This is a genomic window from Streptomyces sp. 12E (genome assembly GCF_055633275.1).
On sequence record NZ_JBVNCJ010000001.1, the window covers coordinates 6,439,461 to 6,462,267 of the forward strand.

The 22,807-nt window shown below is 73.7% G+C and carries 19 protein-coding genes and 3 pseudogenes; 9 read left to right on the forward strand and 13 right to left on the reverse strand.

The features are described from left to right. Window positions 1-248: 248 nt before the first annotated feature. The 7 genes from ACZ8ZB_RS29580 to ACZ8ZB_RS29610 all read right to left on the reverse strand — a co-directional run bounded on the left by ACZ8ZB_RS29580 (window position 249) and on the right by ACZ8ZB_RS29610 (window position 7,929). Window positions 249-833, reverse strand: coding sequence for a histidine phosphatase family protein (locus ACZ8ZB_RS29580; RefSeq protein ID WP_470740668.1), 585 nt, complete (start codon window positions 831-833; stop codon window positions 249-251). Window positions 834-838: 5 nt separating this feature from the next. Beyond that, complete coding sequence (gene gnd, locus ACZ8ZB_RS29585) at window positions 839-1,723, reverse strand: phosphogluconate dehydrogenase (NAD(+)-dependent, decarboxylating) (protein ID WP_470740669.1); 885 nt, start codon at window positions 1,721-1,723, stop codon at window positions 839-841. A 6-nt stretch (window positions 1,724-1,729) separates the two neighbouring features. After that, a complete protein-coding gene (gene pgi / locus ACZ8ZB_RS29590; RefSeq protein WP_470740670.1) occupies window positions 1,730-3,373 on the reverse strand; it encodes a glucose-6-phosphate isomerase in 1,644 nt (547 codons plus the stop codon). Then, window positions 3,366-4,301, reverse strand: coding sequence for a glucose-6-phosphate dehydrogenase assembly protein OpcA (gene opcA / locus ACZ8ZB_RS29595; protein WP_470740671.1), 936 nt, complete (start codon window positions 4,299-4,301; stop codon window positions 3,366-3,368). Before opcA ends, pgi begins: the two co-directional genes overlap by 8 nt. Next, a complete protein-coding gene (gene zwf, locus ACZ8ZB_RS29600; protein ID WP_470740672.1) occupies window positions 4,298-5,902 on the reverse strand; it encodes a glucose-6-phosphate dehydrogenase in 1,605 nt (534 codons plus the stop codon). The genes opcA and zwf overlap by 4 nt, the downstream gene beginning before the upstream one ends. Continuing rightward, on the reverse strand, window positions 5,899-6,150 hold the full coding sequence (locus ACZ8ZB_RS29605; protein ID WP_470740673.1) for a hypothetical protein: 252 nt from the start codon (window positions 6,148-6,150) through the stop codon (window positions 5,899-5,901). The genes zwf and ACZ8ZB_RS29605 overlap by 4 nt, the downstream gene beginning before the upstream one ends. Before the next feature lie 366 nt (window positions 6,151-6,516). Next, window positions 6,517-7,929, reverse strand: coding sequence for a glycoside hydrolase family 16 protein (locus tag ACZ8ZB_RS29610; protein ID WP_470740674.1), 1,413 nt, complete (start codon window positions 7,927-7,929; stop codon window positions 6,517-6,519). A 337-nt stretch (window positions 7,930-8,266) separates the two neighbouring features. Between ACZ8ZB_RS29610 and ACZ8ZB_RS29615 the strand changes: the two genes are divergently transcribed. Then, the gene (locus ACZ8ZB_RS29615; protein WP_470740675.1) at window positions 8,267-9,604 is read left to right on the forward strand and encodes a 6-phospho-beta-glucosidase; all 1,338 of its coding nucleotides are present in this window, start codon (window positions 8,267-8,269) and stop codon (window positions 9,602-9,604) included. Window positions 9,605-9,777: 173 nt separating this feature from the next. Here the strand turns inward: ACZ8ZB_RS29615 and ACZ8ZB_RS29620 are convergent, their stop codons facing one another. Continuing rightward, complete coding sequence (locus ACZ8ZB_RS29620) at window positions 9,778-10,899, reverse strand: ATP-grasp domain-containing protein (RefSeq protein ID WP_470740676.1); 1,122 nt, start codon at window positions 10,897-10,899, stop codon at window positions 9,778-9,780. A 235-nt stretch (window positions 10,900-11,134) separates the two neighbouring features. Between ACZ8ZB_RS29620 and ACZ8ZB_RS29625 the strand changes: the two genes are divergently transcribed. Together ACZ8ZB_RS29625 and ACZ8ZB_RS29630 are read left to right on the forward strand one after the other, a co-directional pair. Continuing rightward, window positions 11,135-11,989, forward strand: coding sequence for a metallophosphoesterase family protein (locus tag ACZ8ZB_RS29625; RefSeq protein ID WP_470740677.1), 855 nt, complete (start codon window positions 11,135-11,137; stop codon window positions 11,987-11,989). Further along, complete coding sequence (locus ACZ8ZB_RS29630) at window positions 11,986-12,663, forward strand: 4'-phosphopantetheinyl transferase family protein (RefSeq protein ID WP_470740678.1); 678 nt, start codon at window positions 11,986-11,988, stop codon at window positions 12,661-12,663. The genes ACZ8ZB_RS29625 and ACZ8ZB_RS29630 overlap by 4 nt, the downstream gene beginning before the upstream one ends. Before the next feature lie 39 nt (window positions 12,664-12,702). On the opposite strand, the gene ACZ8ZB_RS29635 is transcribed toward ACZ8ZB_RS29630, so the two are convergent. From ACZ8ZB_RS29635 to ACZ8ZB_RS29645, 3 genes are all read right to left on the reverse strand, one after another. Then, complete coding sequence (locus ACZ8ZB_RS29635) at window positions 12,703-12,939, reverse strand: hypothetical protein (RefSeq protein WP_470740679.1); 237 nt, start codon at window positions 12,937-12,939, stop codon at window positions 12,703-12,705. Between the two features lie 114 nt (window positions 12,940-13,053). Beyond that, complete coding sequence (locus ACZ8ZB_RS29640; protein ID WP_470741608.1) at window positions 13,054-13,596, reverse strand: toxin-antitoxin system, toxin component; 543 nt, start codon at window positions 13,594-13,596, stop codon at window positions 13,054-13,056. Window positions 13,597-13,627: 31 nt separating this feature from the next. Continuing rightward, window positions 13,628-14,284 (reverse strand): helix-turn-helix domain-containing protein, encoded by a 657-nt coding sequence (locus ACZ8ZB_RS29645; RefSeq protein WP_470740680.1) that lies wholly within the window; start codon window positions 14,282-14,284, stop codon window positions 13,628-13,630. 223 nt (window positions 14,285-14,507) lie between these two features. On the opposite strand from ACZ8ZB_RS29645, the gene ACZ8ZB_RS29650 reads away from it, so the two are divergent. Beyond that, window positions 14,508-15,167 carry an MmyB family transcriptional regulator gene (locus ACZ8ZB_RS29650; RefSeq protein WP_470740681.1) on the forward strand — a complete coding sequence of 220 codons (660 nt, stop codon included), beginning with the start codon at window positions 14,508-14,510 and terminating at the stop codon, window positions 15,165-15,167. A gap of 65 nt (window positions 15,168-15,232) precedes the next feature. Further along, window positions 15,233-15,535: pseudogene (locus ACZ8ZB_RS29655) on the forward strand (FAD-dependent oxidoreductase); the annotation flags it as partial. A 47-nt stretch (window positions 15,536-15,582) separates the two neighbouring features. Here the strand turns inward: ACZ8ZB_RS29655 and ACZ8ZB_RS29660 are convergent. Both ACZ8ZB_RS29660 and ACZ8ZB_RS29665 read right to left on the reverse strand, forming a co-directional pair. Further along, window positions 15,583-15,789 (reverse strand): annotated as a pseudogene (locus ACZ8ZB_RS29660) (ABC transporter permease); the annotation flags it as partial. Window positions 15,790-15,797: 8 nt separating this feature from the next. Continuing rightward, a pseudogene (locus ACZ8ZB_RS29665) lies at window positions 15,798-16,010 on the reverse strand (Rieske 2Fe-2S domain-containing protein); the annotation flags it as partial. A gap of 219 nt (window positions 16,011-16,229) precedes the next feature. On the opposite strand from ACZ8ZB_RS29665, the gene lanKC reads away from it, so the two are divergent. The 4 genes from lanKC (at window position 16,230) to ACZ8ZB_RS29685 (ending at window position 22,800) form a co-directional block, all read left to right on the forward strand. After that, entirely contained in the window at window positions 16,230-18,893 is a 2,664-nt protein-coding gene (gene lanKC / locus ACZ8ZB_RS29670) for a class III lanthionine synthetase LanKC (protein WP_470740682.1), read from the forward strand. Continuing rightward, window positions 18,890-19,018 carry a mycelium formation morphogenetic lantipeptide SapB gene (ramS, locus tag ACZ8ZB_RS29675; RefSeq protein ID WP_003972313.1) on the forward strand — a complete coding sequence of 43 codons (129 nt, stop codon included), beginning with the start codon at window positions 18,890-18,892 and terminating at the stop codon, window positions 19,016-19,018. Before lanKC ends, ramS begins: the two co-directional genes overlap by 4 nt. Before the next feature lie 153 nt (window positions 19,019-19,171). Then, window positions 19,172-20,959 (forward strand): ATP-binding cassette domain-containing protein, encoded by a 1,788-nt coding sequence (locus tag ACZ8ZB_RS29680; protein WP_470740683.1) that lies wholly within the window; start codon window positions 19,172-19,174, stop codon window positions 20,957-20,959. Next, window positions 20,956-22,800, forward strand: coding sequence for an ATP-binding cassette domain-containing protein (locus ACZ8ZB_RS29685; protein ID WP_470740684.1), 1,845 nt, complete (start codon window positions 20,956-20,958; stop codon window positions 22,798-22,800). Before ACZ8ZB_RS29680 ends, ACZ8ZB_RS29685 begins: the two co-directional genes overlap by 4 nt. Window positions 22,801-22,807: the final 7 nt, after the last annotated feature.

The following is a 22,807-nucleotide window of genomic DNA, read 5'->3' on the forward strand; positions in this document are numbered from 1 at the left end:
GCGGAGCCGGTCCGCGTGCCGATCGCCACGCCCGGGAGCCGGCCCCTGGTCGGGACGTCTCACCCTGGAAGGACGGCCGCACACCGTTCGCGTCCGCTGTGGACCACGGCGGACGCGGCGATCCCGGGGAGCAGGGCGGGTGGCCGCCCGTGGACATCGCGCACGGGCGGAGGAGCACCGTCACCGCGCTGCCGACGGCCCCGGCCGGGCGGACGGGACGGCGGCCCACCGGAGGGCCGGCCCACGGGTCACGGCCGGGTGTTCCACTCCGCGACGACCGGGTTGCCGTGCTCCAGCGACAGCCGGCTCAAGGTGCCCGTCTCCAGCCGGAACAGCCGGCCGGCGGCCGGCGGCAGGCCCAGTCGGCGGGCCGTCAGGACGCGGAGCAGATGGCCGTGCGCCACCAGCATCACGTCCCCCTCGTCGAGCGCCCCGGCCACCCGGGACAGCACCCGGTCCGCGCGCTCGCCGACCTGCTCCGGGGACTCGCCGGGGAACTCCCGGCCGGGCGGCACCCCGTCGGTCCACAGGTCCCATCCCGGCCGGGTGCGACGGATGTCCGCGGTGGTGATCCCCTCGTAGCCGCCGTAGTCCCACTCCCGAAGGTCCGGCTCCTCCACGGCCCCGGTCAGCCCCGCCAGCCCGGCGGTGCGCCGGGCGCGGACCAGCGGGCTGGTGAGGACCAGCCCGAAGGTCCGCCCCGCCAGGAGCGGAGCGAGGGATTCGGCCTGGGCCTCACCGGCCGGAGTCAGCGGGAGGTCGGTCCGGCCGGTGTGCCGGCCCGCTCTGCTCCACTCCGTCTCGCCGTGCCGCGCCAGCAGCAGGTCTCCCACCGGTGTTACGCCTTCTCCGCCGCCTCGACGGCGTGGCCGCCGAACTGCTTGCGCAGCGCGGCGATCATCTTCATCTGCGGGGAGTCCTCCTGGCGCGAGGCGAACCGCGCGAACAGCGAGGCGGTGATCGCCGGCAGCGGGACCGCGTTGTCGATGGCGGCCTCCACGGTCCAGCGTCCCTCACCGGAGTCCTGCGCGAAACCCCGGAGCCCGTCCAGGTGCTCGTCCTCGTCCAGGGCGTGCACCGCGAGGTCGAGCAGCCAGGAGCGGATGACGGTGCCCTCCTGCCAGGAGCGGAACACCTCACGGACGTTGTCCACCGAGTCGACCTTCTCCAGCAGCTCCCAGCCCTCGGCGTAGGCCTGCATCATGGCGTACTCGATGCCGTTGTGGACCATCTTCGCGAAGTGCCCGGCGCCGACCTTGCCCGCGTGGACGTAGCCGTACGGACCCTCCGGCTTGAGCGCGTCGAAGACCGGCTTCAGCCGCTCCACGTGCTCCTCGTCGCCGCCGACCATCAGGGCGTACCCGTTCTTCAGGCCCCACACCCCGCCCGAGACGCCCGCGTCGACGAAGCCGATGCCCTTGGCCGCCAGCTCCCCGGCGTGCTTCTCGTCGTCCGTCCAGCGGGAGTTGCCGCCGTCCACGACCACGTCACCCGGCTCGAGCAGGCTCCCCAGTTCGTCGACGACGTGCTGGGTGACGGCGCCGGCCGGCACCATCACCCACACCGCGCGCGGCCTCTCGAGCCGGTCGACCAGGTCGGACAGGTGGTCGACGTCGGAGAGTTCGGGATTGGTGTCGTACCCGATGACGGTGTGGCCGGCGTTGCGGATGCGCTCGCGCATGTTGCCGCCCATCTTGCCGAGCCCAACGAGACCGATCTGCATGTCAGTTCACTTCCTGCGTTCGCGGTAGGCGGCCACCAGCGCGGCCGTGGACGGGTCGAGGCCGGGGACGTCGACGCCTGTGCTGAGGGCGGGCTCGACCCGTTTGGCGAGGACCTTGCCGAGTTCGACGCCCCACTGGTCGAAGGAGTCGATGTTCCAGATCGCACCCTGCACGAACACCTTGTGCTCGTACAGCGCGATCAGCTGGCCGAGCACCGAGGGGGTCAGCTCGGTGGCCAGGATCGTGGTGGTGGGACGGTTGCCCGGGAAGGTGCGGTGCGGCACCTGCTCCTCGGGCACGCCCTCCGCCCGCACCTCCTCCGCGGTCTTGCCGAACGCGAGGGCCTGGCCCTGCGCGAACAGATTGGCCATCAGCAGGTCGTGCTGCGCCCGGAGCGCGTCGCTCAGTTCGGCGGCCGGGCGGGCGAAGCCGATCAGGTCGGCCGGGATGAGCTTCGTCCCCTGGTGGATCAACTGGTAGTAGGCGTGCTGCCCGTTGGTGCCCGGCGTGCCCCACACCACCGGCCCGGTCTGCCAGGTGACGGGGCGGCCCTGGCGGTCCACCGACTTGCCGTTGGACTCCATGTCGAGCTGCTGGAGGTAGGCGGTGAACTTCGACAGGTAGTGCGAGTACGGCAGCACGGCGTGCGACTGGGCGCCGAGGAAGTTGTTGTACCAGACTCCCAGCAAGCCCATCAGCAAGGGGGCGTTGGCCTCCGCGGGGGCGTTGACGAAGTGCTCGTCGACGATCCGGAACCCGTCGAGCATCTCCCGGAAGCGGTCCGGGCCGATGGCGATCATCAGTGACAGGCCGATCGCGGAGTCGTAGGAGTAGCGGCCGCCGACCCAGTCCCAGAACTCGAACATGTTCGCCGTGTCGATGCCGAACTCGGCGACCTTCCCGGCGTTGGTCGACAGGGCGACGAAGTGCTTGGCGACCGCCTTCTCGTCACCGAGGGCGTCGAGCAGCCAGGTGCGCGCCGAGGTGGCGTTGGTGACCGTCTCGATGGTGGTGAAGGTCTTGGACGCGACGATGAACAGCGTCTCGGCCGGGTCCAGGTCCCGGGTGGCCTCGTGCAGGTCGGCGCCGTCCACGTTCGACACGAACCGGACGGTGAGGCCGCGGTCGGTGAAGGCGCGCAGCGCCTCGTACGCCATGGCGGGGCCGAGGTCGGAGCCGCCGATGCCGATGTTGACGACGTTGCGGATGCGCTTGCCGGTGTGACCGGTCCACTCGCCGGAGCGGATCCGGCCGGCGAAGTCGGCCATCCTGTCGAGGACGGCGTGCACGGCCGGGACGACGTTCTCCCCGTCGGCCTCGACCACCGCGTCCCGCGGCGCCCGGAGCGCGGTGTGCAGCACGGCCCGGTCCTCGGTGGTGTTGATCCGCTCCCCACGGAACATGGCGTCACGCAGGCCGAACACATCGGTGGCCTCGGCCAGTTCGATCAGCAGGGCGAGCGTCTCGTCGTTGACGAGGTGCTTGGAGTAGTCGATGCGCAGGTCCCCCACGCGCACGACGTACCGCTGCGCGCGGGACGGGTCGGCGGCGAACAGTTCGCGCAGGTCCGGCTGCGGCAGCGCGTCCGCGCGGTGGTTCTCCAGGGCGGTCCACTCGGAGCGCCGGGTCGGCTCGGGGACGTCAGACATGGGCGGGGATCTCCTCGGTGGCCTCGCCGCGCAGGGCGACGGCGTACATCTCGTCCGCGTCGAGGCGCCTGAGCTCCTCGGCGATGAGTTCGGAGGTGGCGCGGACCTTCAGCGCCAGCCGGCGCGCGGGCTGCCCCGGCAGGGTCAGCGTGGCCAGCGGACCCTCGGGACGGTCGATGACGACCTCGCCGTCCGCGGTGCCCAGCCGGACCGCCGTGACGGCGGGCCCCGCGGTCACCACCCGGTCGACGGTGACCCGCAGCCGTGCCTCCAGCCAGCGCGCCAGCAGCTCGGCGGCCGGGTTGTCGGCCTCGGCCTCCACGGTCGCCGAGGTCACCGTCGCCCGCGCCTGGTCCAGCGCCGCCGCGAGCATGGAGCGCCACAGCGTCAGCCTGGTCCAGGCGAGGTCGGTGTCGCCGGGCGCGTAGGTGCGCCTGTGGGCCTCGAGCACCTCCATGGGGTTCTCGACCGCGTACAGGTCGGTGATCCTGCGCTGGCCCAGCGCGCCCAGCGGGTCCTTCGCCGGGTTCTCGGGCGCGTCCGCCGGCCACCACACCACCACCGGCGCGTCCGGCAGCAGCAGCGGCAGCACCACCGAGTCGGCGTGCTCGGACACCTCGCCGTAGGTCCGCAGCACCACCGTCTCCCCGGTGCCCGCCTCCGAGCCGACCCGGACCTCGGCGTCCAGCCGGGAGCGGGTGCGCTCGCGCGGATTGCGGGCGTGCCGCTTGATCACGACCAGGGTGCGCGAGGGGTGCTCGTGCGAGGCCTCCTCGGCCGCCTTGACCGAGTCGTAGGCGTTCTCCTCGTCCGTGACGATCACCATCGTCAGGACCATGCCCACGGCCGGTGTGCCGAGGGCACGGCGGCCCCGCACCAGCGCCTTGTTGACCTTGCTTGCCGTGGTGTCGGTCAGGTCGATCTTCATGGCCTGCGCCAGCTCCGTCCGTCTCGTGCGAGCATCTCGTCGGCTTCCGCGGGCCCCCAGCTGCCCGAGGTGTACCGCGCCGGCCGGCCGTGCGCCGCCCAGTACTCCTCGATCGGGTCGAGGATCCTCCAGGACTCTTCCACTTCCTGGTGACGGGGGAACAGGTTGGCGTCCCCCAGCAGGACGTCCAGGATGAGCCGCTCGTACGCCTCCGGGCTGGACTCGGTGAACGACTCGCCGTAGGCGAAGTCCATGGTCACGTCCCTCAGCTCCATCGAGGTCCCCGGCACCTTGGAGCCGAACCGGACCGTCATGCCCTCGTCCGGCTGGACCCGGATGACGACCGCGTTCTGCCCCAGCTCCTCGGTGGCGGTGGAGTCGAAGGGGGAGTGCGGAGCCCGCTGGAAGACCACCGCGATCTCGGTGACCCGGCGGCCGAGCCGCTTGCCGGTGCGCAGGTAGAAGGGGACGCCCGCCCAGCGCCGGTTGTCCACCCCGAGCTTGATCGCGGCGTAGGTGTCGGTCCTCGAGGAGGCGTCGATGCCCTCCTCCTCCAGATAGCCGCGCACCTTCGCGCCGCCCTGCCAGGCTCCCTCGTACTGTCCGCGCACCGTGTGCCGGCCCAGGTCGTCCGGGAGCCGCACGGCCCGGAACACCTTCAGCTTCTCGGTCAGCAGCGAGGCCGCGTCGAAGGAGGCCGGTTCCTCCATCGCGGTGAGCGCCATCAGCTGCAGGAGGTGGTTCTGGATGACGTCACGGGCTGCGCCGATGCCGTCGTAGTAGCCCGCGCGGCCACCGATGCCGATGTCCTCCGCCATGGTGATCTGCACGTGGTCCACGAAGGACCGGTTCCAGACCGGTTCGAACATCTGGTTGGCGAAGCGCAGCGCCAGGATGTTCTGGACGGTCTCCTTGCCGAGGTAGTGGTCGATGCGGAAGACCTGTTCCGGCTCGAACACCTCGTGCACGATCGCGTTGAGCTCCCGGGCCGACCTCAGGTCGTGCCCGAACGGTTTCTCGATCACCGCGCGCCGCCAGGATCCCTCGGGGGCGTCGGCCAGCCCGTGCTTCCTCAGCTGCTGGACGACCTTCGGGAAGAACCGCGGCGGTACGGAGAGGTAGAAGGCGTAGTTGCCGCTGGTGCCCCGGGAGGCGTCCAGCTCGTCGACGGCCTTGCGCAGTTGTTCGAACGCGTGGTCGTCGTCGAAGTCGCCGGGCACGAACCGCATGCCCTCGGAGAGCTGCTGCCAGACCTCCTCGCGGAACGGGGTCCGCGCGTGTTCCTTGACGGCGTCGTGCACCACCTGGGCGAAGTCCTGGTCCTCCCAGTCCCGGCGGGCGAACCCCACCAGCGAGAAGCCCGGTGGCAGCAGGCCCCGGTTGGCCAGGTCGTACACGGCCGGCATCAGCTTCTTGCGGGACAGGTCGCCGGTGACCCCGAAGATGACGAGACCGGAGGGGCCCGCCACCCGGGGCAGGCGCCGGTCCCGGGGGTCGCGCAGCGGGTTGGCCCAGTCGGCCGGGGGCGCGGGGAGGGCGGTGAGGGTCTCCTCCCGTTCCTCCGGGGCGTCCGTCGTCGGTTCGGTCGTCTCGTCGGTCATTCCGCGTCAACTCCCTTGCTGTCGAGCGACTTCGTCACCGCGTCGAGCAGCTCGCGCCGGGCGTCCTCGCACGTCGCGGCGCCCTCGTTCGCCGGCTGCCGCACCACCTCGTCGCAGGGTGACGCCCCGCGTACGGAGCCGGATGCGGCCGGTGCCTCCCCACCCAGGGTGTCCTTGTCCGCCGGGTCCTTCACCTCGGCGGACGTCCGGCGCTCACCGGAGAAGACCCTCACGGTTGCTTCACTCACAGTGCTCATCTTCTTTCTCGTGGTCATGGCAACCGTGCGCGGCGGCCGGTGATTCCCCGGCGGCCGCGTCGCCGGGACGGCGCCGCGCGAGGCGGGTGGCCCGCCGCATCACTTCAAGAAGTTCTCGGCTCAAGCAACGTCGATGCCTTCATGTGTTCATGTTTAAAAGTATGACCTTTCCTGTGTCGGGTCCACTCCCGGCAGACGGGGTGTCCTCGGAGCCGGCGGTCCGGCCCTCCTCCCGTGGCATCGGGTACCGCGGAACCGTCATGACCATGCGATCTCCGGCCGGGGCATGCGAAAGAGGGCCCCACGCGCGCGCGGAGCCCTCCTGCCCGGCCGGAAGGGCCGGTGTGGGGGGTGGGATCAGTGCCCGAAGGTGAACCAGTTGACGTTCACGAAGTCCGACGGCTGACCGCTGGTGAAGGTCAGGTAGACGTCGTGGGTGCCCGTCACGCCGCCGATGTTCGCCGGGACGGTCCGCCAGGACTGCCAGCCGCCCGTGTTGCCCACGGCGAAGCTGCCGACGGGCGCGTTGCTCCGGCTGTCCAGACGCACCTCGACCAGCCCGCTGACGCCGGCGCCGGCGCCGCTCGCCACCCGTGCGGAGAACTGCCGGGCCGGGTTCGAGCCGAAGGCGACCCCCTTGAACTGCAGCCAGTCACCGCCTGCCAGCGCGCCCACGTTCCGGCCGCCGCCGGAGTCCGAGGTGTTCTCCGTCATCACGCCGCCCTGGCCGTCGTAGGACTCGGCCTGGATGGTGCCGTAGGCGTCGCGGTTGCCGGGGGCGCCGGGGCCGCCCGGGTCTTCTCCGCCGCCGGAGGCCAACACCTGCACGTAGTCGACGAGCATCGAGTGCCCGGGCCGGGTGCCCGCGTCCGGACCGCCGCCGAAGGCGTCGGGGAAGCCGCCGCCCATCGCCACGTTCAGGATGATGAAGTAGCCGTGGTTCGTCGCGTTCGCCCAGGTCGTCGCGTCGACCTGGTTCTCCCGTACGGTGTGGAAGTTGTTGCCGTCGAGGAAGAAGCGGATCTCCTCGACGCTCGTCGAGCGGTCCCACTCCATCCGGTACGTGTGGAAGCCGGCCTGACAGGTCGTGCCCTGACAGGTGGTCGAACCGCCGATGCCGCTGGTCTCGTTGCACGGGCCGCCCGGCGAGGTGCCGCAGTGCATGGTGGCGAACACGGTGTTGTTGCCCTGCGTGTTCTCCATGATGTCCAGCTCGCCGACGGCGGGCCAGTTCCAGTGGTTGCCCCGGTAGGGGGAGCCCAGCATCCAGAACGCCGGCCAGTAGCCCTTGGCGGCGGCCCCCGTGACGTTCGGCACCTGGATGCGGCCCTCGACGCGGAGCTTGCCGCCGGCCGGGGGCTGGAAGTCGGTGCGGTTGGTCTCGATGCGGCCGGAGGTCCAGTTGCCGGAGGCGTCGCGGCGCGGGGTGATGCGCAGGTTGCCGTTGCCGTCGAGGGAGACGTTCTCCGCGTTGGACGTCATCGTCTCGATCTCGCCGGTGCCCCAGTTGGCGGGGCCGCCCGGGTAGCCCTTGCCGGTCGCGTACCGCCAGTTGGAGGTGTTGACCCCGCTGCCCGCGGGACCGTCGAAGTCGTCGGCGAAGAGCTGGGTCCAGCCCGACGGCGGAGGCGGCGCGGAGGCGTTCGCGGACGAGCCGGCCGCGGTGACGGCGCCCGCCGCGAGGGCGAGCGTGCCGGCGACGGCGAGGAGCGCCCGCCGCAGCGGGCGGGGTCTGCGGGGCGTGCGGGGGGTGCCGGAGGTGTCACTCATGTGGGGATGCCCTCTCGGGTTCGGATGCCTGTGGCGGGAGGTGTGCTCGAGAGCCCGGAACCTCACGTGAGAGCGCTCTCACAGTGACGCCAATGTGCTCCGCGGCACCGGCGCCGTCAAGAGGTGTAACCGGGAAAGTACTTGCAGAGGTGGAGAGTTCAGTTCTCGGATCGAGGCGAATGCGGGCAAGGGGATTCGTGGACGTCGTCCTCCGCTGCCAGGGTTCACCTGCCGGCCCGTGGCGGTCGCTGATCCGCGGGTGGCGGGCGGGGAGGAGCCGGCGCGGTCGCGCCGCGAGTAGGGTCGTCCCGGTTCGTCGTGGTGGGAAGGTGCGGGTGTGAAACTGACGATTCTGGGCGGCGGGGGATTCCGTGTGCCGCTGGTGTACGGGGCGCTGCTCGGGGACCACGCCGAGGGCCGGGTGACCCGTGTCGTCCTGCACGACGTGGACGCCGGGCGGTTGCGCGCGATCGCCCGGGTGCTGGCCGAACAGGCCGCCGGGGCGCCCGACGCGCCCGAGGTGACCGTCACCACCGACCTCGACGAGGCGCTGCGCGGCGCGGCGTTCGTCTTCTCCGCGATCCGTGTGGGCGGCCTCGAAGGCAGGGCGCACGACGAACGGGTCGCCCTCGCCGAGGGCGTGCTCGGCCAGGAGACGGTCGGCGCGGGCGGCATCGCCTACGGTCTGCGCACCGTGCCCGTCGCCGTCGACATCGCCCGGCGGGTGGCCCGCCTCGCCCCCGACGCCTGGGTCATCAACTTCACCAACCCCGCCGGACTGGTCACCGAGGCCATGTCCCGCCACCTCGGCGACCGCGTCATCGGCATCTGCGACTCACCGGTCGGCCTCGGCCGCCGCGTCGCCCGGGTGCTCGGCGCGCGGCCAGGGGAGGCGTGGGTCGACTACGTCGGCCTCAACCACCTCGGCTGGGTCCGCGGTCTGCGGGTCGCCGGCCGCGACGAACTCCCGCGCCTGCTCGCCGACCCCGTCCTGCTCGGCTCCTTCGAGGAGGGCAGGCTCTTCGGCGCCGACTGGCTGCGCTCCCTGGGCGCGATCCCCAACGAGTACCTGCACTACTACTACTTCAGCCGTGAGGCCGTGCGGGCCTACCAGCAGGCGGACCGGACCCGGGGCGCGTTCCTCCACGACCAGCAGGCACGGTTCTACGCCGGGGTGGCCGAGCCCGGCGTCCCCGCCCTGGAGCTGTGGAACCGCACCCGCGCCGAACGCGAGGCCACCTACATGGCCGAGAACCGGCAGACGGCGGGAGCGGGCGAACGGGAGGAGGAGGACCTGTCCGGCGGCTACGAGGACGTGGCGCTCGCCCTGATGCGGGCGATCGCCCGCGACGAACGCGCCACACTGATCCTCAACGTCCGCAACCGCGGCACCCTGTCACCCCTGGACGGGGACGCCGTCATCGAGGTTCCCTGTCTGGTGGACGCCAGTGGCGCGCACCCCGTCTCCGTCGACCCGCTGCCCGGCCACGCCACCGGTCTGGTCTGCGCCGTGAAGGCTGTCGAGCGCGAGGTGCTCGACGCCGCCCGGTCGGGTTCCCGCGCGACGGCCGTCAAGGCGTTCGCGCTGCATCCGCTCGTCGACTCCGTGAACGTGGCCCGCCGTCTCGTCGACGGCTACACCGCCGTCCACCCCGGCCTCGCCTACCTCGGATAGCGGGCGGGCACGGCTTCGGGCCGGCCGGTCGCCCCCCGTGACAGCGGCCGGCCGACCCGAGCCCCCCGTTCCCCCGTGCTTCCCCCGGCGGCTTCCCCAAGCCGCCCTCACCATCAAGAGCACGCACCCCGGCCCCTGATACACCCCCGGCGGAAATTTCTTCCGGAGAATTCCTACGCGGGGGCTCCGGTCGCCGTCCGCGGCTCCACGGACGGCGCCGGAGCCGGTACGGCCCCCAGCGTGTCCGCGTCGGCCCGCTGCGGCGGCAGGGGCACCGGCAGCAGCGGACGCGGGCCCGACACCACCGTGTAGTCCCGGCCCAGGAACGGCGGCGTCAGCTCGCCGGGGTCCTCGCCGAGCGCCAGCCGGACGGCGGCCCACGGGACGTTCACCCCGCACAGCGCCAGCTGGTGCAGCCCGCCCGCCGGACGGGTGTTGACGTCCATGAGCACGGGCCGCCCGTCCAGCATCCGGAACTGGATGTTGGACAGGTGGTGCAGTCCGAAGCCCTCCGCGATCAGCCGGGCCGGCTCCAGCCACTGCTCGTGCAGCGTGAAGCCCCTGCGCCGGCCGTTCTTGGTGCGTCCCACCGCCAGCCGGACCCGGTTGTCGGTGCCGGTGAGGCAGTCCACCGACACCTCGGGCTGCTCCAGCCGGGGCATCACCAGCCAGTCCACCGGCTGGTCGGCCTCCCGCAGGGCGTCCAGCACCGTGCCGAGCGGCACGTACGGGCTCGGGAAGCCGCTCAGCTGGGCGAGCGAGAAGGGCGCGCGGGTGATCACGCGGAAGCCCACCCCGCCCGCGCCGGAGGCGGGCTTGAAGCAGGCCCGGTACCCGCGCGCCTCCAACTCCTCCACCGCCGTGACGAGTTCGTCCGCGGTACGGACCCGCCACCACGGCGGCACGGGCACCCCGACCGCCTGGACCGCCTCGTAGGCGATCACCTTGTCGTGGAACACGGCCACCGCCTCGGGCGGCGGCGCCAGCAGCGCCGTACCGACCGCCTCGAACTCGGCGCGGTGCGCGACGATCGCGGCCTGGTGCAGCCGGGGCACGAACACGTCGATGCCGCGCCGCTCGCACTGGGCGAGCGCGTACTCGACGTACGCCGCCGGGGACAGCCCCTCGGGTTCCGGTTCGGCGGTGTCGGCGGCGGCCGGCACGGGGGAGTCGGGGTCGCCGTGGGTGGCGTGGATCTCGACGGCCCGGCCGTCGGGATTCCTGCGCAGCTGATCCATGAAGAACACGTTCTCCGCGTACGTGCGGTTGAGCCAGACGCGTACGCGAGAGAGCATGCGGGCCGCCTTTCGGGGTTCGCGGGCAGGGCTCGGCGGCCCGTTGCCCGGGCAGGAGTGCGGAGGGTCACCGAACCGCCCTGCGGAAGGATGTTTCACGGCGGTGGTGTCGGGGCAGATCATACGGCTTCGCGGGTTGTTCCCGTACCACACGCGGAGGGCGGGCCACGCTTGCCCTGGCGAAGCCGATGTGATCTCGTGATGGCGGGTGCGACGGCCGAAGGAGCGACGGGTGATGTCGGGGACAGGCGGCGGACAGCTGTGGGCCATCAGCGACCTGCACATCGGCTACGCCGAGAACCGTGCCCTGGTCGACGGCATGCGGCCCGAGTCGGACGGGGACTGGCTGCTCGTGGCCGGTGACGTCGCGGAGACCGTGGAGGACGTCCACTGGGCCCTCAAGACCCTGGCCGGCCGGTTCGCCAAGGTCGTCTGGGTGCCCGGCAACCACGAGCTGTGGACCCACCCGAGCGACCCGGTCACCCTGCGCGGCGTCGCCCGCTACGACCACCTGGTCGAACGGTGCCGCGACCTCGGGGTGATCACGCCCGAGGACCCCTACCCCGTCTGGGACGGCCCCGGCGGCCCGGTCGTCGTCGCGCCGCTGTTCCTGCTGTACGACTACTCGTTCCTGCCTCCCGGGTGCGCCACCAAGGACGAAGGGCTGGAGTACGCGCACGGCACCGGGGTCGTCTGCACCGACGAGCAGCTGCTGCACCCCGACCCGTACCCGAGCCGGGAGGCCTGGTGCCGGGCCCGGGTCGCCGAGACCGAACGCCGGCTGGCCGAGGTGCCGGACGGACCGCCGCTGGTCCTGGTCAACCACTGGCCGCTGCACCGCCATCCGACGGACGTGCTGTGGTACCCCGAGTTCGCCATGTGGTGCGGCACCGCGCTCACCGACGACTGGCACCGGCGGTTCCCCGTCCACACCATGGTCTACGGCCATCTGCACATCCCCCGGACCACCCGGCAGGACGGTGTCCGCTTCGAGGAGGTGTCGGTGGGCTATCCGCGAGAATGGCGCAAGCGGGCGCAGCCGCCGGGGCGGCTGCGCCGGATCGTGCCGGGGGAGGACGAGGGACGATGATCGAGGAGTTGCTGCCGCAGACGGTGGTCGCCGTCGAGGCCTACGGCGACGAGGGCGTGGACGCTCCGCTGTATCCCGAGGAGGAGGCGCTGCTCGAGCGCGCCGTCCCCAAGCGCCGCCGGGAGTTCACCGCCGTACGCTCCTGCGCCCGCCGCGCCATGGACAAGCTGGGCGTGCCCGCGCGGCCGGTGCTGCCCGGCGAGCGGGGCGCCCCCGTCTGGCCGGACGGGCTGGCCGGCAGCATGACCCACTGCCAGGGCTACTGCGCCGCCGCCCTGGTGCGCGCCGCCGACCTGGCGTCCCTCGGCATCGACGCGGAGCCCCACGCTCCGCTGCCCGGGGGCGTCCTGTCCTCCGTGGCGCTGCCGCAGGAGGCGGCGCGGATCGGCGGACTGGCCGAGGAGCTGCCCGCCGTGCACTGGGACCGGCTGCTGTTCAGCGCCAAGGAGTCCGTCTACAAGGCGTGGTTCCCGCTCACCGGGAAGTGGCTGGACTTCCTGGAGGCCGACCTCGACCTCTTCGCCGACCCCGGCGAGCACACCCGCGGCGGCTTCCGGGCCACCCTCCTCGTCCCCGGCCCACGCGTGGGCGGCCAGGAGGTCGGCCACTTCACCGGACGCTGGACCACCGGGGGAGGCCTGGTCGCGACGGCGGTCGCCGTCCCGCACGGCTGAGCGGGACGGCGACCGCCGTCGCGGGCGGGACACCGCCGGCTACGGCTCGGGGTGCCAGTCGCGCAGCATCCGGAAGAACGCCTCCTCGTTGCCGGTCAGGCCCGCCCGGGCCAGGGCGGCCTCCGCTTCGGCGAGCACGGAGGGCGGCACCATCGGGGGTCCGGGAGGCCCCGGCGGACCCGGCCGGGTGTCGAGGGCGGCGCGCACCGTGTGCAGCAGTCGCAGGTAGGCCTGGACGGCGGTGCGCTCGCGGTCGGTCAGTACGGCGGCGGACATCGCTCGGTTCTCCCCGTGTCGCGGTCGGTGACGGTTCACCTCCAGCTTGCCGCCACCCACTGACAATCGGACGTCGCCCCGGTGCGGTCCGTCCGCACGGCGGACCCACGCGCCTCAGCCCTGCGGCCCCAGATACCCCAGGGACGCCTCGATCCGCCCCGCCAGCCGGTCCCGCCGCACCGGCCCGCGCAGCGACGAACCGGCCAGCCGGGTGCGGCACTTGCTGGCCAGCAACAGGCCGAAGGCCTCGGCCTCCTTCTCCTCGGCGAAGTCGAACCGGGTGCGCGCGGCGACCTTCAGGACGGTCGCCCGCAGGGTGTCCTCGTCGAGGGCGTGACCCAGCAGGCGCGTCGCCACCTCGGCCCCTCGGACGTGGTGGCGACCGCGGTGGCCGGCCTGCATGTGCCACAACTCGTGCCCCAGGATCACCAGCTGGTGGTCCGGCGCCGTGCGTTCCTCGATCACGACGAGGTCCTGGTCCGCCATGTCGAGCCACAGCCCGCTCGCCGTGCCGGGCGGGAAGACCGCCGTGCGGAACAGCACGGGACGGCCGCGGCGCCTGCTCGTCGCCTCGCACAGAGCCGCGTACAGATCGGCGGGCCGCGCCGGGACGGGAAGCGTCAGCTCCGCCAACAACTCGCCGCACAGGCGGCGCATCTCCCTGCCGATGCCCACTGTTCTCCCCGGGTCAGGCCTTGGGCCGCTGGACACTCTCCAGGAGCATGTCCAGCCACTCCGCCACCTTGTCGCGGTGCTGGTCGGTGGGCAGCTGGGCGGCCCGCCAGGCGATCCCGCGCACCCCGTGGTCCTGCAGCAGCCGCTCCAGAGGGTCGTCGGCCGGCGCGCCCGCCGCCCGCTCCCGGTCCGCGAGTTTCTGCAGCAGCTCCTGCTCGGTGTGCTGGAGCGCGCCCGCGAGTGCCTCGGGGTCCTCGGCGGTGAGGAAACCGGCGTGCACCCGGAAGAACCGCTGGATGGCGTCGCAGTGCTCCATGGTCGGCCGCCGGTCGCCGTTGATCAGCGCGCCGGCCTGCTGCCGGGACATGCCCGCGCCGTCGGCGATCTCCTGTTGCGTGTACTTGCGGCCGTTCGGCTTCAACCGGGTGCGGCGCAGCAGGTCCAGCCGCTGCACGAACCGTGCCTGCACATCGGGCTCGCCCGCGGGCCGGCCGGCCAGCAGCGCCTTGACCACGGACTCCGGGACCCCGGAGGCGGCGGACAGCCGGCCGACGTCGAAGACCTCGGCGTGCGCCACGCCGAGCCGGTCGGCGAGTGCGGTGACGCGGGCGACGACGGCCGGCAGCGCGGTCGTCGGCACGGCGTCCGGACCCTCGAAGCCACCCGTCACCGAAAGATCTCCTAGGTCTCTCACAGGCTTCTCACAGACGATTGCCGTGAACTTCACGGAGACTAGCCGTTGCCTCGAACCCACATCCAGGTCTCGCCACAACTGTGGCCAATTTCAGCCGTCAACCGGCATGGAATGCCACGATAGTTGACATACCTCGTGTGCGGGCAGCAGGATCGGGGCGCCGCGTCAGGGCCGCACAGGCAAGAGGGGTGACCTCCCGATGGCACATCAGGCAGGAGGGCAGCGGCCGGCACCGCGGCCCGTCCCCGGGACTCCCGAGGCCCAGGCCTACCTCCAGGACTACGCCGTACTCCTGGAGGCGGTCCCCTTCCCCTCCCTGGTGGTCGACCACCGCTGGGACGTGCTGCTCGCCAACACCGCTTTCCGGACACTTTTCCAGGGCGTCGAACCGCACCCCACGGCCCTGCCCTCCGACAACTTCCTCCGGTTCGTCCTCTTCCACCCGGACGCGGCCACACTGCTCGGCGACCACGAGTCGAGCTGGTGCCTGCCGATGCTGGCCCACTTCGCCGAGACCGTCGAGCGGTACGGCCACGACCACGGGCTGCAGGCCATCCGCCGCGACATCGCCCAGGATCCCCTCATGGACGCCGCCTACCGGCACGGACTGCCGCACTGGCTGCGGGCCGTCGGCGAGCGGGCCGCCGAACCCGACGGCGCCGTACGGCCGCTGCTCCACCCCGACCCGCGCTGGGGCGCCACGGACTGCCGGATCGTCGCGGAGACGACCCCGGCCCTCCGGGACATGGACTGCACCCGGCTGACGCTGGTCCTGCGCGAGGCACGCCGCACCCCGTCCGGGGGACGCGGGTCCCGACGCGCCGCCTCCCACCTGCGGGTGGTCCACTCGGCCGACTGAGGCGGCCCTTCGCCGACGAGGTCGGCACTCTTCCCCGCGCCAGTGACGTGGGACACGGTACTGGCGTGAGCGAGCCGCTGACCTGCGACGCCGTGGTGGCGGGCGCCGGGATGACGGGCGCCGCCTGCGCTCTGTACGCGGCCCGGGCGGGCCTCGCCGTGACCGTGGTGGACCGGGGCCCCGCGGCCGGCGGCACGACCGGCGCGGGCGAGGGGAACCTCCTCGTCTCCGACAAGGCGCCCGGCCCCGGCCTCGCCCTGCTGGTCCCACCGGCTGTGGGCGCGGGTGGACAGGAGCTGGGCGGGCCGGCCGAGTACGAGGCCAAGGGCGGACTCGTCGTCGCCGAGACCGTTCCCGGCCCGGCGGCGAAGGCACCCCCATCGGCGGCGACGGCTGCATGGTCGACAAGAACGCCTCACCCGACCCGCCGCTCGACCAGCCGGAAGAGGACCGGGAGGACGAAGCCGAGCGGACCGAGCAGCAGGATCCCGGTCCACATGCCGGGGATCGCGAAGGAACGCTGGAACTGCGCGACGGCGAAGCCGAGGCCGTTGCCGGCGGCGAACATCTCGCTGATCACCATCAGGATGATGCCGCTCGACAGCGCCTGCCGCAGGCCCGCTGTTCCCCCCGGTCCCCGTCGAGCCGCGTCGGCGCCTCGGGGAGCGGGTAACGGCGGTGCACGCACCGGCCGTCGAGCACGACCGGAGTCCCGTCGCCCTCGGTCCGGTGGAGCACGAGCGGCTCCCCGAGCACCGTCCGGCCGAGCAGCTCCCGGCCCACCTCGTGACTGTGGGCGGCGACGTACCACTGGTTCCTGGCGAAGGCGGTGAGGTGCGGCATCGGTGCGGCTCCCGTCATCCCTCGACCATCCCTCGACGTCATGTCGCCACCACCATGACGACGCCGCGTCCGTCCCGGCAACGGCGCTTCCGCCGGACGGAACCCCCGCGAGGTTACCCGTGCGTTCCGCACATCGGAGTGATGACAGCGGTGACTGTGCCGGGCGGTACGCCGCGTGACACTGTCGTCCCCGTCAGCAATCGGTGGGAGGGAGACGGCGTGAACAAGGGCTATGCCGTGTACTGCGACGCGGACCCGTGTTTCTACGACGCTCCGCACCGCACCGTCTCCCCGGCCGGCGCCGGGAACTCCCGGTACGCCGCGGCCTCGTGGCCCGTCCCGCAGGGGTGGCGGCGCAACGAGAGCGGGGACTGGCTCGCCCTGCGTCCGGTCGACGCCGAACTGCCCGACCAGGGGTGGAAGATCCACGTCTCCGCCTGTCTCGACAACGCCGAGTCGGTGCTCGAGCGCGTGTGGCGGCACTGTGTCGCCGGCGGCACGGCCTTCAAGTTCGTCCCCAGCCGCTACCTGCTGCACCAGCGCAACGCCAAGTACGCGGACCGGGCGGGCAGCGGCAAGTTCATCACCGTGTACCCGGCGGACGAGGCGCGGTTCGAACGGCTCACGGGCGAGCTGTCGGAGCTGCTGGCGGGCGAGCCCGGACCGTACATCCTGAGCGATCTGCGGCTCGGCGAGGGACCCGTGCACGTCCGGTACGGCGGCTTCACCCGGCGCGACTGCTACGACGCGCAAGGGGAGTTGCGGCCGGCCGTGACCGGTCCCGACGGCGTGCTGGTGCCCGACCTGCGCGGTCCCGTCTTCCGCATACCGGACTGGGTGGATCCGCCCGCCTTCCTGCGCCCGCACCTGAAGGCCCGGGAAGCGCTGACCGTGGGCGACCTGCCCTACACCGTCGAGTCGGCACTGCACTTCTCCAACGGCGGCGGTGTCTACCTCGCCCGCGACTCCCGCACCGGGGAGCGGGTGGTCCTCAAGGAGGCCCGTCCGCACGCCGGTCTGGCGGCCGACGGCGCGGACGCGGTGACCAGGCTGCACCGCGAACGCCGGGCGCTGGAACTGCTGTCCGGCCTCGACTGCACACCCGAGGTGCTCGACCACCTGACGGTCGGGGAGCACCACTTCCTGGTGCTGGAGCACATCGACGGCAAGCCGCTCAACACGTTCTTCGCCCGTCGTCACCCGCTCATCGAGGCCGACCCGAGCGAGGAGCGGCTGGCCGAGTACACCGCCTGGGCGCTCGACGTCCACGCGCGGGTGGAACGCGCCGTCGAGGCCGTCCACGCCCGCGGCGTGGTCTTCAACGACCTGCACCTGTTCAACATCATGATCCGTGAGGACGACAGCGTCGCCCTGCTGGACTTCGAGGCGGCCCACCGGGTCGACGAGGCCGGCCGGCAGACCGTCGCCAACCCGGGGTTCGTGGCGCCGCCCGACCGGCGGGGCGTCGCGGTGGACCGGTACGCACTGGCCTGTCTGCGGCTCGCGCTGTTCCTCCCGCTCACCAGTCTGCTGGCGCTGGACCGGCGCAAGGCGGCCCATCTCGCCGATGTGGTGGCCCGGCACTTCCCGGTGGACCGGGCCTTCCTGGACGCGGCGGTCGACGAGATCACGGGCGCGGCCACCGTCTCCACCGGCGCCCCGACGGCGCGACGGGCGGACGGGCCGGTGGTGCCGGTCCGTCCGGACGACTGGCCCCGCAGCCGGGACTCGATGGCCGCGGCCATCCGCGCGTCGGCGACACCGTCCCGTACCGACCGCCTCTTCCCCGGCGACATCGCGCAGTTCGCCACCGCCGGCGGCGGACTGGCCTTCGGCCACGGCGCGGCGGGAGTGCTGTACGCCCTGGCCGAGAGCGGGGCGGGACGGGACGAGGACGGGGAGCAGTGGCTGCTGGAGCGGACCAAGCAACCGCCCTCGGGCATGCCGCCCGGTTTCCACGACGGTCTCGCCGGCCTCGCCTGGACGCTGGAGCACCTCGGCCACCGCGACCGCGCCCTCGACCTCGCGGAGCTGCTCCTCGACCAGTCCTTCGACCGGCTGGCCCCGGACCTGCACAGCGGCACCGCCGGAGTGGGCCTGGCCCTGGACTCGCTGGCCGCGGCCACCGGGGAGACCGCCCTGCGCGCGGCGGCCCGGCGCTGCGCCGAGCTGACCGCCCGGGGCGGGCCGACGGCCGGGGACGGGAGCACCGGCCGGGGCCGCGCGGGGCTGCTGCACGGCGCGGCGGGACGCGCCCTGCTCTTCCTGCGGCTGTACGAACGCGACCGGGACCCCGCCCTGCTCGACCTCGCGCGGGACGCGCTGCGCCAGGACCTCTCCCGCTGCGTCCGCGGCGCGGGCGGCGCGCTGCAGGTCGACGAGGGCTGGCGGACCATGCCCTACCTGGGCGCGGGCAGCGTGGGCATCGGCATGGTGCTCGACGACTACCTGGCGCACCGGGAGGACGAGGAGTTCGCGCGGGCGAGAGGCGAGATCGTGGCCGCGGCGCAGGCCATGTTCTACGCCCAGCCGGGCCTGTACCGGGGCGTGGCCGGGATGGTGCTGTACCTCGGCCGCACGACGGCCGACGTGCCCGGCACCGGTCCGCGGGCCGTCCGGCGCCAGCTGGACGCGCTGTCCTGGCACGCCATGTCCTACCGCGACCGGCTCGCCTTCCCCGGTGAGCAGATGATGCGCCTGTCCATGGACCTCTCCACCGGAACGGCGGGGTGCCTGCTGGCCGTCGCCTCCGTCCACGGCGCCCGGTCCGCAGGGCTGCCGTTCCTCCCGCCGCCGCGCACGCGGGCGCGGCCCCATGACTCGGCCCCTTCCGGGGTCGTGATGCAAGAGAACCCGTTGTCCTACGAAGGGAAGATGTCATGAACCTGTTCGACCTGCAGTCGATGGAGACCCCGAAGGAAGAGGCCATGGGGGACGTCGAGACCGGCAGCCGCGCGAGCCTGCTGCTCTGCGGCGACAGCAGCCTGAGCATCACCACCTGCAACTGACACCGGTGCTGATCGCCGGGGCGGCGTGCTGAGTCACGTCGCCCGGCTCCGGCGCCCCGGGTTCCGGCCCGGGGCGCCGGAGCACGTTCCGGCGGGCGCCCGGCGGGCCGGACGGTACGCGGTCACGGTGGACGGACGGAAGGAGGCCGGCCGGTGCTGACGACCGGGTCCCGGGCACGGCGGGCGGGCAGGACGCGGGGCGGAGCCGACGGCGCGGAGCCGGGGCGCGCGCCCGAAGTACTGGTGCTGCTGTGCTCGGTCGGGGCGGCCGTGGCGACGGTGGCCCAGCCCTTCGCCCTCGGCCGCGCACTGGATCTGCTCCTGCGCGACGGCGGGACCGGCGGCGCCGCGGGACGCTGGCTGGCGCTGAGCGCCGCGCTGCTCGTCGGCGAACTGCTGCTCGACAGCCTCACCTCCCTGTTCACCGGCCGCTGCAACGCCGTGTGGACGGCGTCCCTCCGCACCCGTGCCTTCGACGGTCTGCTGCGCGCCGTACCGGACCGCGCGCGGCCCTTCACCCCGGGGGACGTCGGGACCCGCCTGACCCTCAACGCCGCCGACGCGGGCGGCGCCCCGGCGGCCCGGGCGGCGCTGGCGGCGTCGATGGTCACGCCGCTGGGCGCGCTCGCGGCGCTGGCCCTCGTCGACGTGTGGGTGGCGGCCTGCGTGCTGGCCGGACTGCCCGCCCTGGCGCTGGTGCTGCGGACCTTCGCCCGCGACACCGGCGCCTCGGTGGCCGCCTACCAGGACGCGCAGGCACAGATCGCGTCCCGGCTGCTGGAGGCCCTGGAGGGCGCGGCGACGATCGCCGCCGCGGGGACCGGAGCCCGGGAGCGAGCGCGCGTGCTGGACCCGTTGACGCGACTCGCCGCCCTGGGCCGGCACATGTGGGCGCTGCACGGACGGGCCCTGGGCCGCAGCGGTGTCCTGGTCCCCCTGCTCACCCTGGCCGCCACGGCCGTCGGCGGTCTGCGCCTCGCGTCGGGCGCCCTGAGCGTGGGCGAGTTGCTCGCCGTGTGCCGGTACGCGCAGCTGACGGCCGGCGTCGGCGGCGCCGCGTCCCTGCTGGGCGCGGTGGTGCGGGGCCGCGAGGCGCGGAACCGGACCCTGGCCCTGGCGCGCGTGCCCGCGCTGGCCCACGGGACGCGGCGGCTTCCCCCGGCCGGACCGGGTGAACTCGAACTGCGCGGCGTGCGGGTGGTGCGCGACGGCAGGCAGGTCCTGCGCGCCGACGGTGTGCGGGTGCCGGGCGGCGCCACCGCCGCGGTGGTCGGCCGCAGCGGAGCGGGAAAGTCCGTCCTGGCCGCCGTGGCGGGGCGGCTGACCGACCCCGACGAGGGACAGGTGCTGCTGGACGGCGTCCCCCTCGACCGGCTGACCCGACAGGCGCTGCGCACCGAGGTCGCCTACGCCTTCGAGCGTCCGGCGCCGACCGCGGGCACGGTCGCCCAGATGGTCGCCGCCGGCCCCCGGAAGGTGTCGCCCGAGCAGATCAGGGAGGCCTGCCGGGCCGCGGGCGCCGACGGCTTCGTCCGCCGGCTGCCGAGCGGTTACGACACCCCGCTGTCCGCGGCGCCGCTCTCGGGCGGCGAGTACCAGCGCCTCGGGCTCGCCCGGGCGTTCGCGCACGCCGGACGGCTGCTGATCATGGACGACGCGACGTCCAGCCTGGACACCGCCACGGAGCACGAGGTGGACCGGGCGCTGCGCCACTCGGTGCGGCCCGGAACCAGGCTGATCGTGGCGCACCGCCCGTCGGTGGCGGCCCGGGCGGACCTGGTGATCTGGCTGGAGGACGGGGGAGTGCGGGCCGTGGCGCCCCATCGCGAGCTGTGGGAGACGGCCGATTACCGGGCGGTCTTCGGGGCCGGTGGCACCGGGGCCTCGGCGCCGGGCGCGGGCACCGCGCGCCGGGCCGAGCCCGAGGAGGCACGGCCGTGACGCGCGCCGCGGAGACGGACGACGGGTCCGGGGCGCTGCGTCGCGTCGCGCCGCCCGCCCGTCGGTTCCTCGCCCGCCGCACAGGGGTGCTGGCGCGGCTCGCGCTCTGGTCGCTGGCCGAGACCGGACAGGCGTTCCTCGTGGGCTACGGCGTCGCCCGGGCCGTCGACCGGGGGTTCCTCGCAGGTGACGTGCGCCGGGGGCTGCTGTGGCTCGCGATCGCGCTGGTCGCCGTACTGTTCGGCGCCCCGGTGATCCGGGGCGTGTTCACCCAGCTGGCCGGGCTGACGGAGCCGCTGCGCGACGGCCTGGCGCGGCGCGCGGTCGACCGGTCCCTGGCCGGGGCCCTTCGGGGCGGGGCCGGCGGGACGGACCGGGCGGCCGTCTCCCGGCTGACGAATCAGGTCGAGATCGCCCGGGACAGCTTCGCCGGCCTCGTCCTGACCCTGCGGTCCTTCGTCTTCACCGCCGCCGGAGCGCTGCTGGGCCTGCTGTCGCTGCACCCCGCCCTCCTGGTGGTGGTGCTGCCACCGCTGACGGGCGGTCTGCTGCTGTTCCTGGCGACGCTGCGGCCCATGGCGGCGGCCCAGCGGCGCGCCCTGGCGGCCGACGAGGCGCTGGGCGACCACGCGGCCCGGTCACGGGCGGCGCTCCGGGACCTGACGGCCTGCGGAACCGGGCCCGGCGCGGCGCGGCGCGGCGCGGAGCTGGTCGAGGGGGCCGCCGCGGCGGCCCGTGCCCTGGCCGGCTGGGCGGCGGTGCGCACGGCGGCGCTCGGCGTCGCGGGTCAGCTGCCCGTCCTGGCGCTGCTGCTGGCGGTGCCGTGGCTGCGCGGGCGGGGAGTGACGGCGGGCGCGCTGCTGGGGGCTTTCACCTACCTCGTCCAGTCGCTGCTGCCCGCCCTGCACACGCTGATGACAGCGCTCGGCGCGGCGGGGGCCCGGCTGCTGGTCGTCCTCGACCGGATCATCGGCCCGGAGCCGGAGCCGGAGCCGGTGAAGGCGAAGGCGGTCGGGCACCACGCGGGGCCGAAGCCCGCGTACCCGGCCGCGCGCCGTCCGGGCGCCGGCACCACCGGCGTCGGCGCCCGGTCACCGGTGCGCGGGGGACCGGCCGCGGCGGTGGAGCTGCGGTCCGTGACCCTGGCCTACGGCGCCCGCGCGCAGCCGGTCCTCGACTCACTCGACCTGCGCGTCGCCCCGGGCGAGCGCCTCGCCGTCGTCGGACCGAGCGGCATCGGCAAGTCGACGCTCACCCGCCTGGTCGCGGGGACGCTCGCGCCGAGCGGCGGCGAGGTGCGGGTGGCCGGACGGGAGGTGACCGGGCGCGCCCCCGCCGAACTCGCCGCGCTACGGGTGCTGGTGCCCCAGGAGGCGTACGTCTTCTCCGGGACCGTGGGGGACAACCTCGCGTACCTGCGTCCGGACGCGGACCGCGCGGACCTCGACGCCGCCGTCGGGGCCCTCGGCCTGCGGCCGCTGGTCGACCGCCTGGGCGGGCTCGACGCCCTGGTGCGGCCCGCCGACCTGTCCCCGGGCGAGCGGCAGCTCGTCGCACTCGCACGCGCCTACCTGTCCCCCGCGCCCCTGCTGCTGCTCGACGAGGCCACCTGCCATCTCGACCCGGCGTCCGAGGCGCGCGCGGAGGAGGCCCTCGCGCGGCGCCGGGGAACGCTGCTGGTGGTGGCGCACCGCCTGTCGTCGGCCGTCCGCGCCGACCGGGTCCTGGTGCTGGACGGGACGCGGGCGGTGTGCGGCACGCACGAGGAGGTGCTGGAACGCTCACCGCTCTACCGCGACCTGACGGGCCACTGGAACGGCGGCCCGCCCCGGAGGCCCTGACCGGGGC

Bases quoted from the DNA above. Each gene is read 5' to 3' on its own strand.
- ACZ8ZB_RS29640 (WP_470741608.1), bottom strand. From the start codon at position 13,596: ATGCGCCGCCTGTGCGGCGAGTTGTTGGCGGAGCTGACGCTTCCCGTC.
- ACZ8ZB_RS29635 (WP_470740679.1), bottom strand. From the start codon at position 12,939: ATGTCCGCCGCCGTACTGACCGACCGCGAGCGCACCGCCGTCCAGGCC.
- ACZ8ZB_RS29610 (WP_470740674.1), bottom strand. From the start codon at position 7,929: ATGAGTGACACCTCCGGCACCCCCCGCACGCCCCGCAGACCCCGCCCG.
- ACZ8ZB_RS29630 (WP_470740678.1), top strand. From the start codon at position 11,986: ATGATCGAGGAGTTGCTGCCGCAGACGGTGGTCGCCGTCGAGGCCTAC.
- ACZ8ZB_RS29650 (WP_470740681.1), top strand. From the start codon at position 14,508: ATGGCACATCAGGCAGGAGGGCAGCGGCCGGCACCGCGGCCCGTCCCC.
- pgi (WP_470740670.1), bottom strand. From the start codon at position 3,373: ATGTCTGACGTCCCCGAGCCGACCCGGCGCTCCGAGTGGACCGCCCTG.
- ACZ8ZB_RS29625 (WP_470740677.1), top strand. From the start codon at position 11,135: ATGTCGGGGACAGGCGGCGGACAGCTGTGGGCCATCAGCGACCTGCAC.
- gnd (WP_470740669.1), bottom strand. From the start codon at position 1,723: ATGCAGATCGGTCTCGTTGGGCTCGGCAAGATGGGCGGCAACATGCGC.
- opcA (WP_470740671.1), bottom strand. From the start codon at position 4,301: ATGAAGATCGACCTGACCGACACCACGGCAAGCAAGGTCAACAAGGCG.
- ACZ8ZB_RS29620 (WP_470740676.1), bottom strand. From the start codon at position 10,899: ATGCTCTCTCGCGTACGCGTCTGGCTCAACCGCACGTACGCGGAGAAC.
- zwf (WP_470740672.1), bottom strand. From the start codon at position 5,902: ATGACCGACGAGACGACCGAACCGACGACGGACGCCCCGGAGGAACGG.
- ramS (WP_003972313.1), top strand. From the start codon at position 18,890: ATGAACCTGTTCGACCTGCAGTCGATGGAGACCCCGAAGGAAGAGGCC.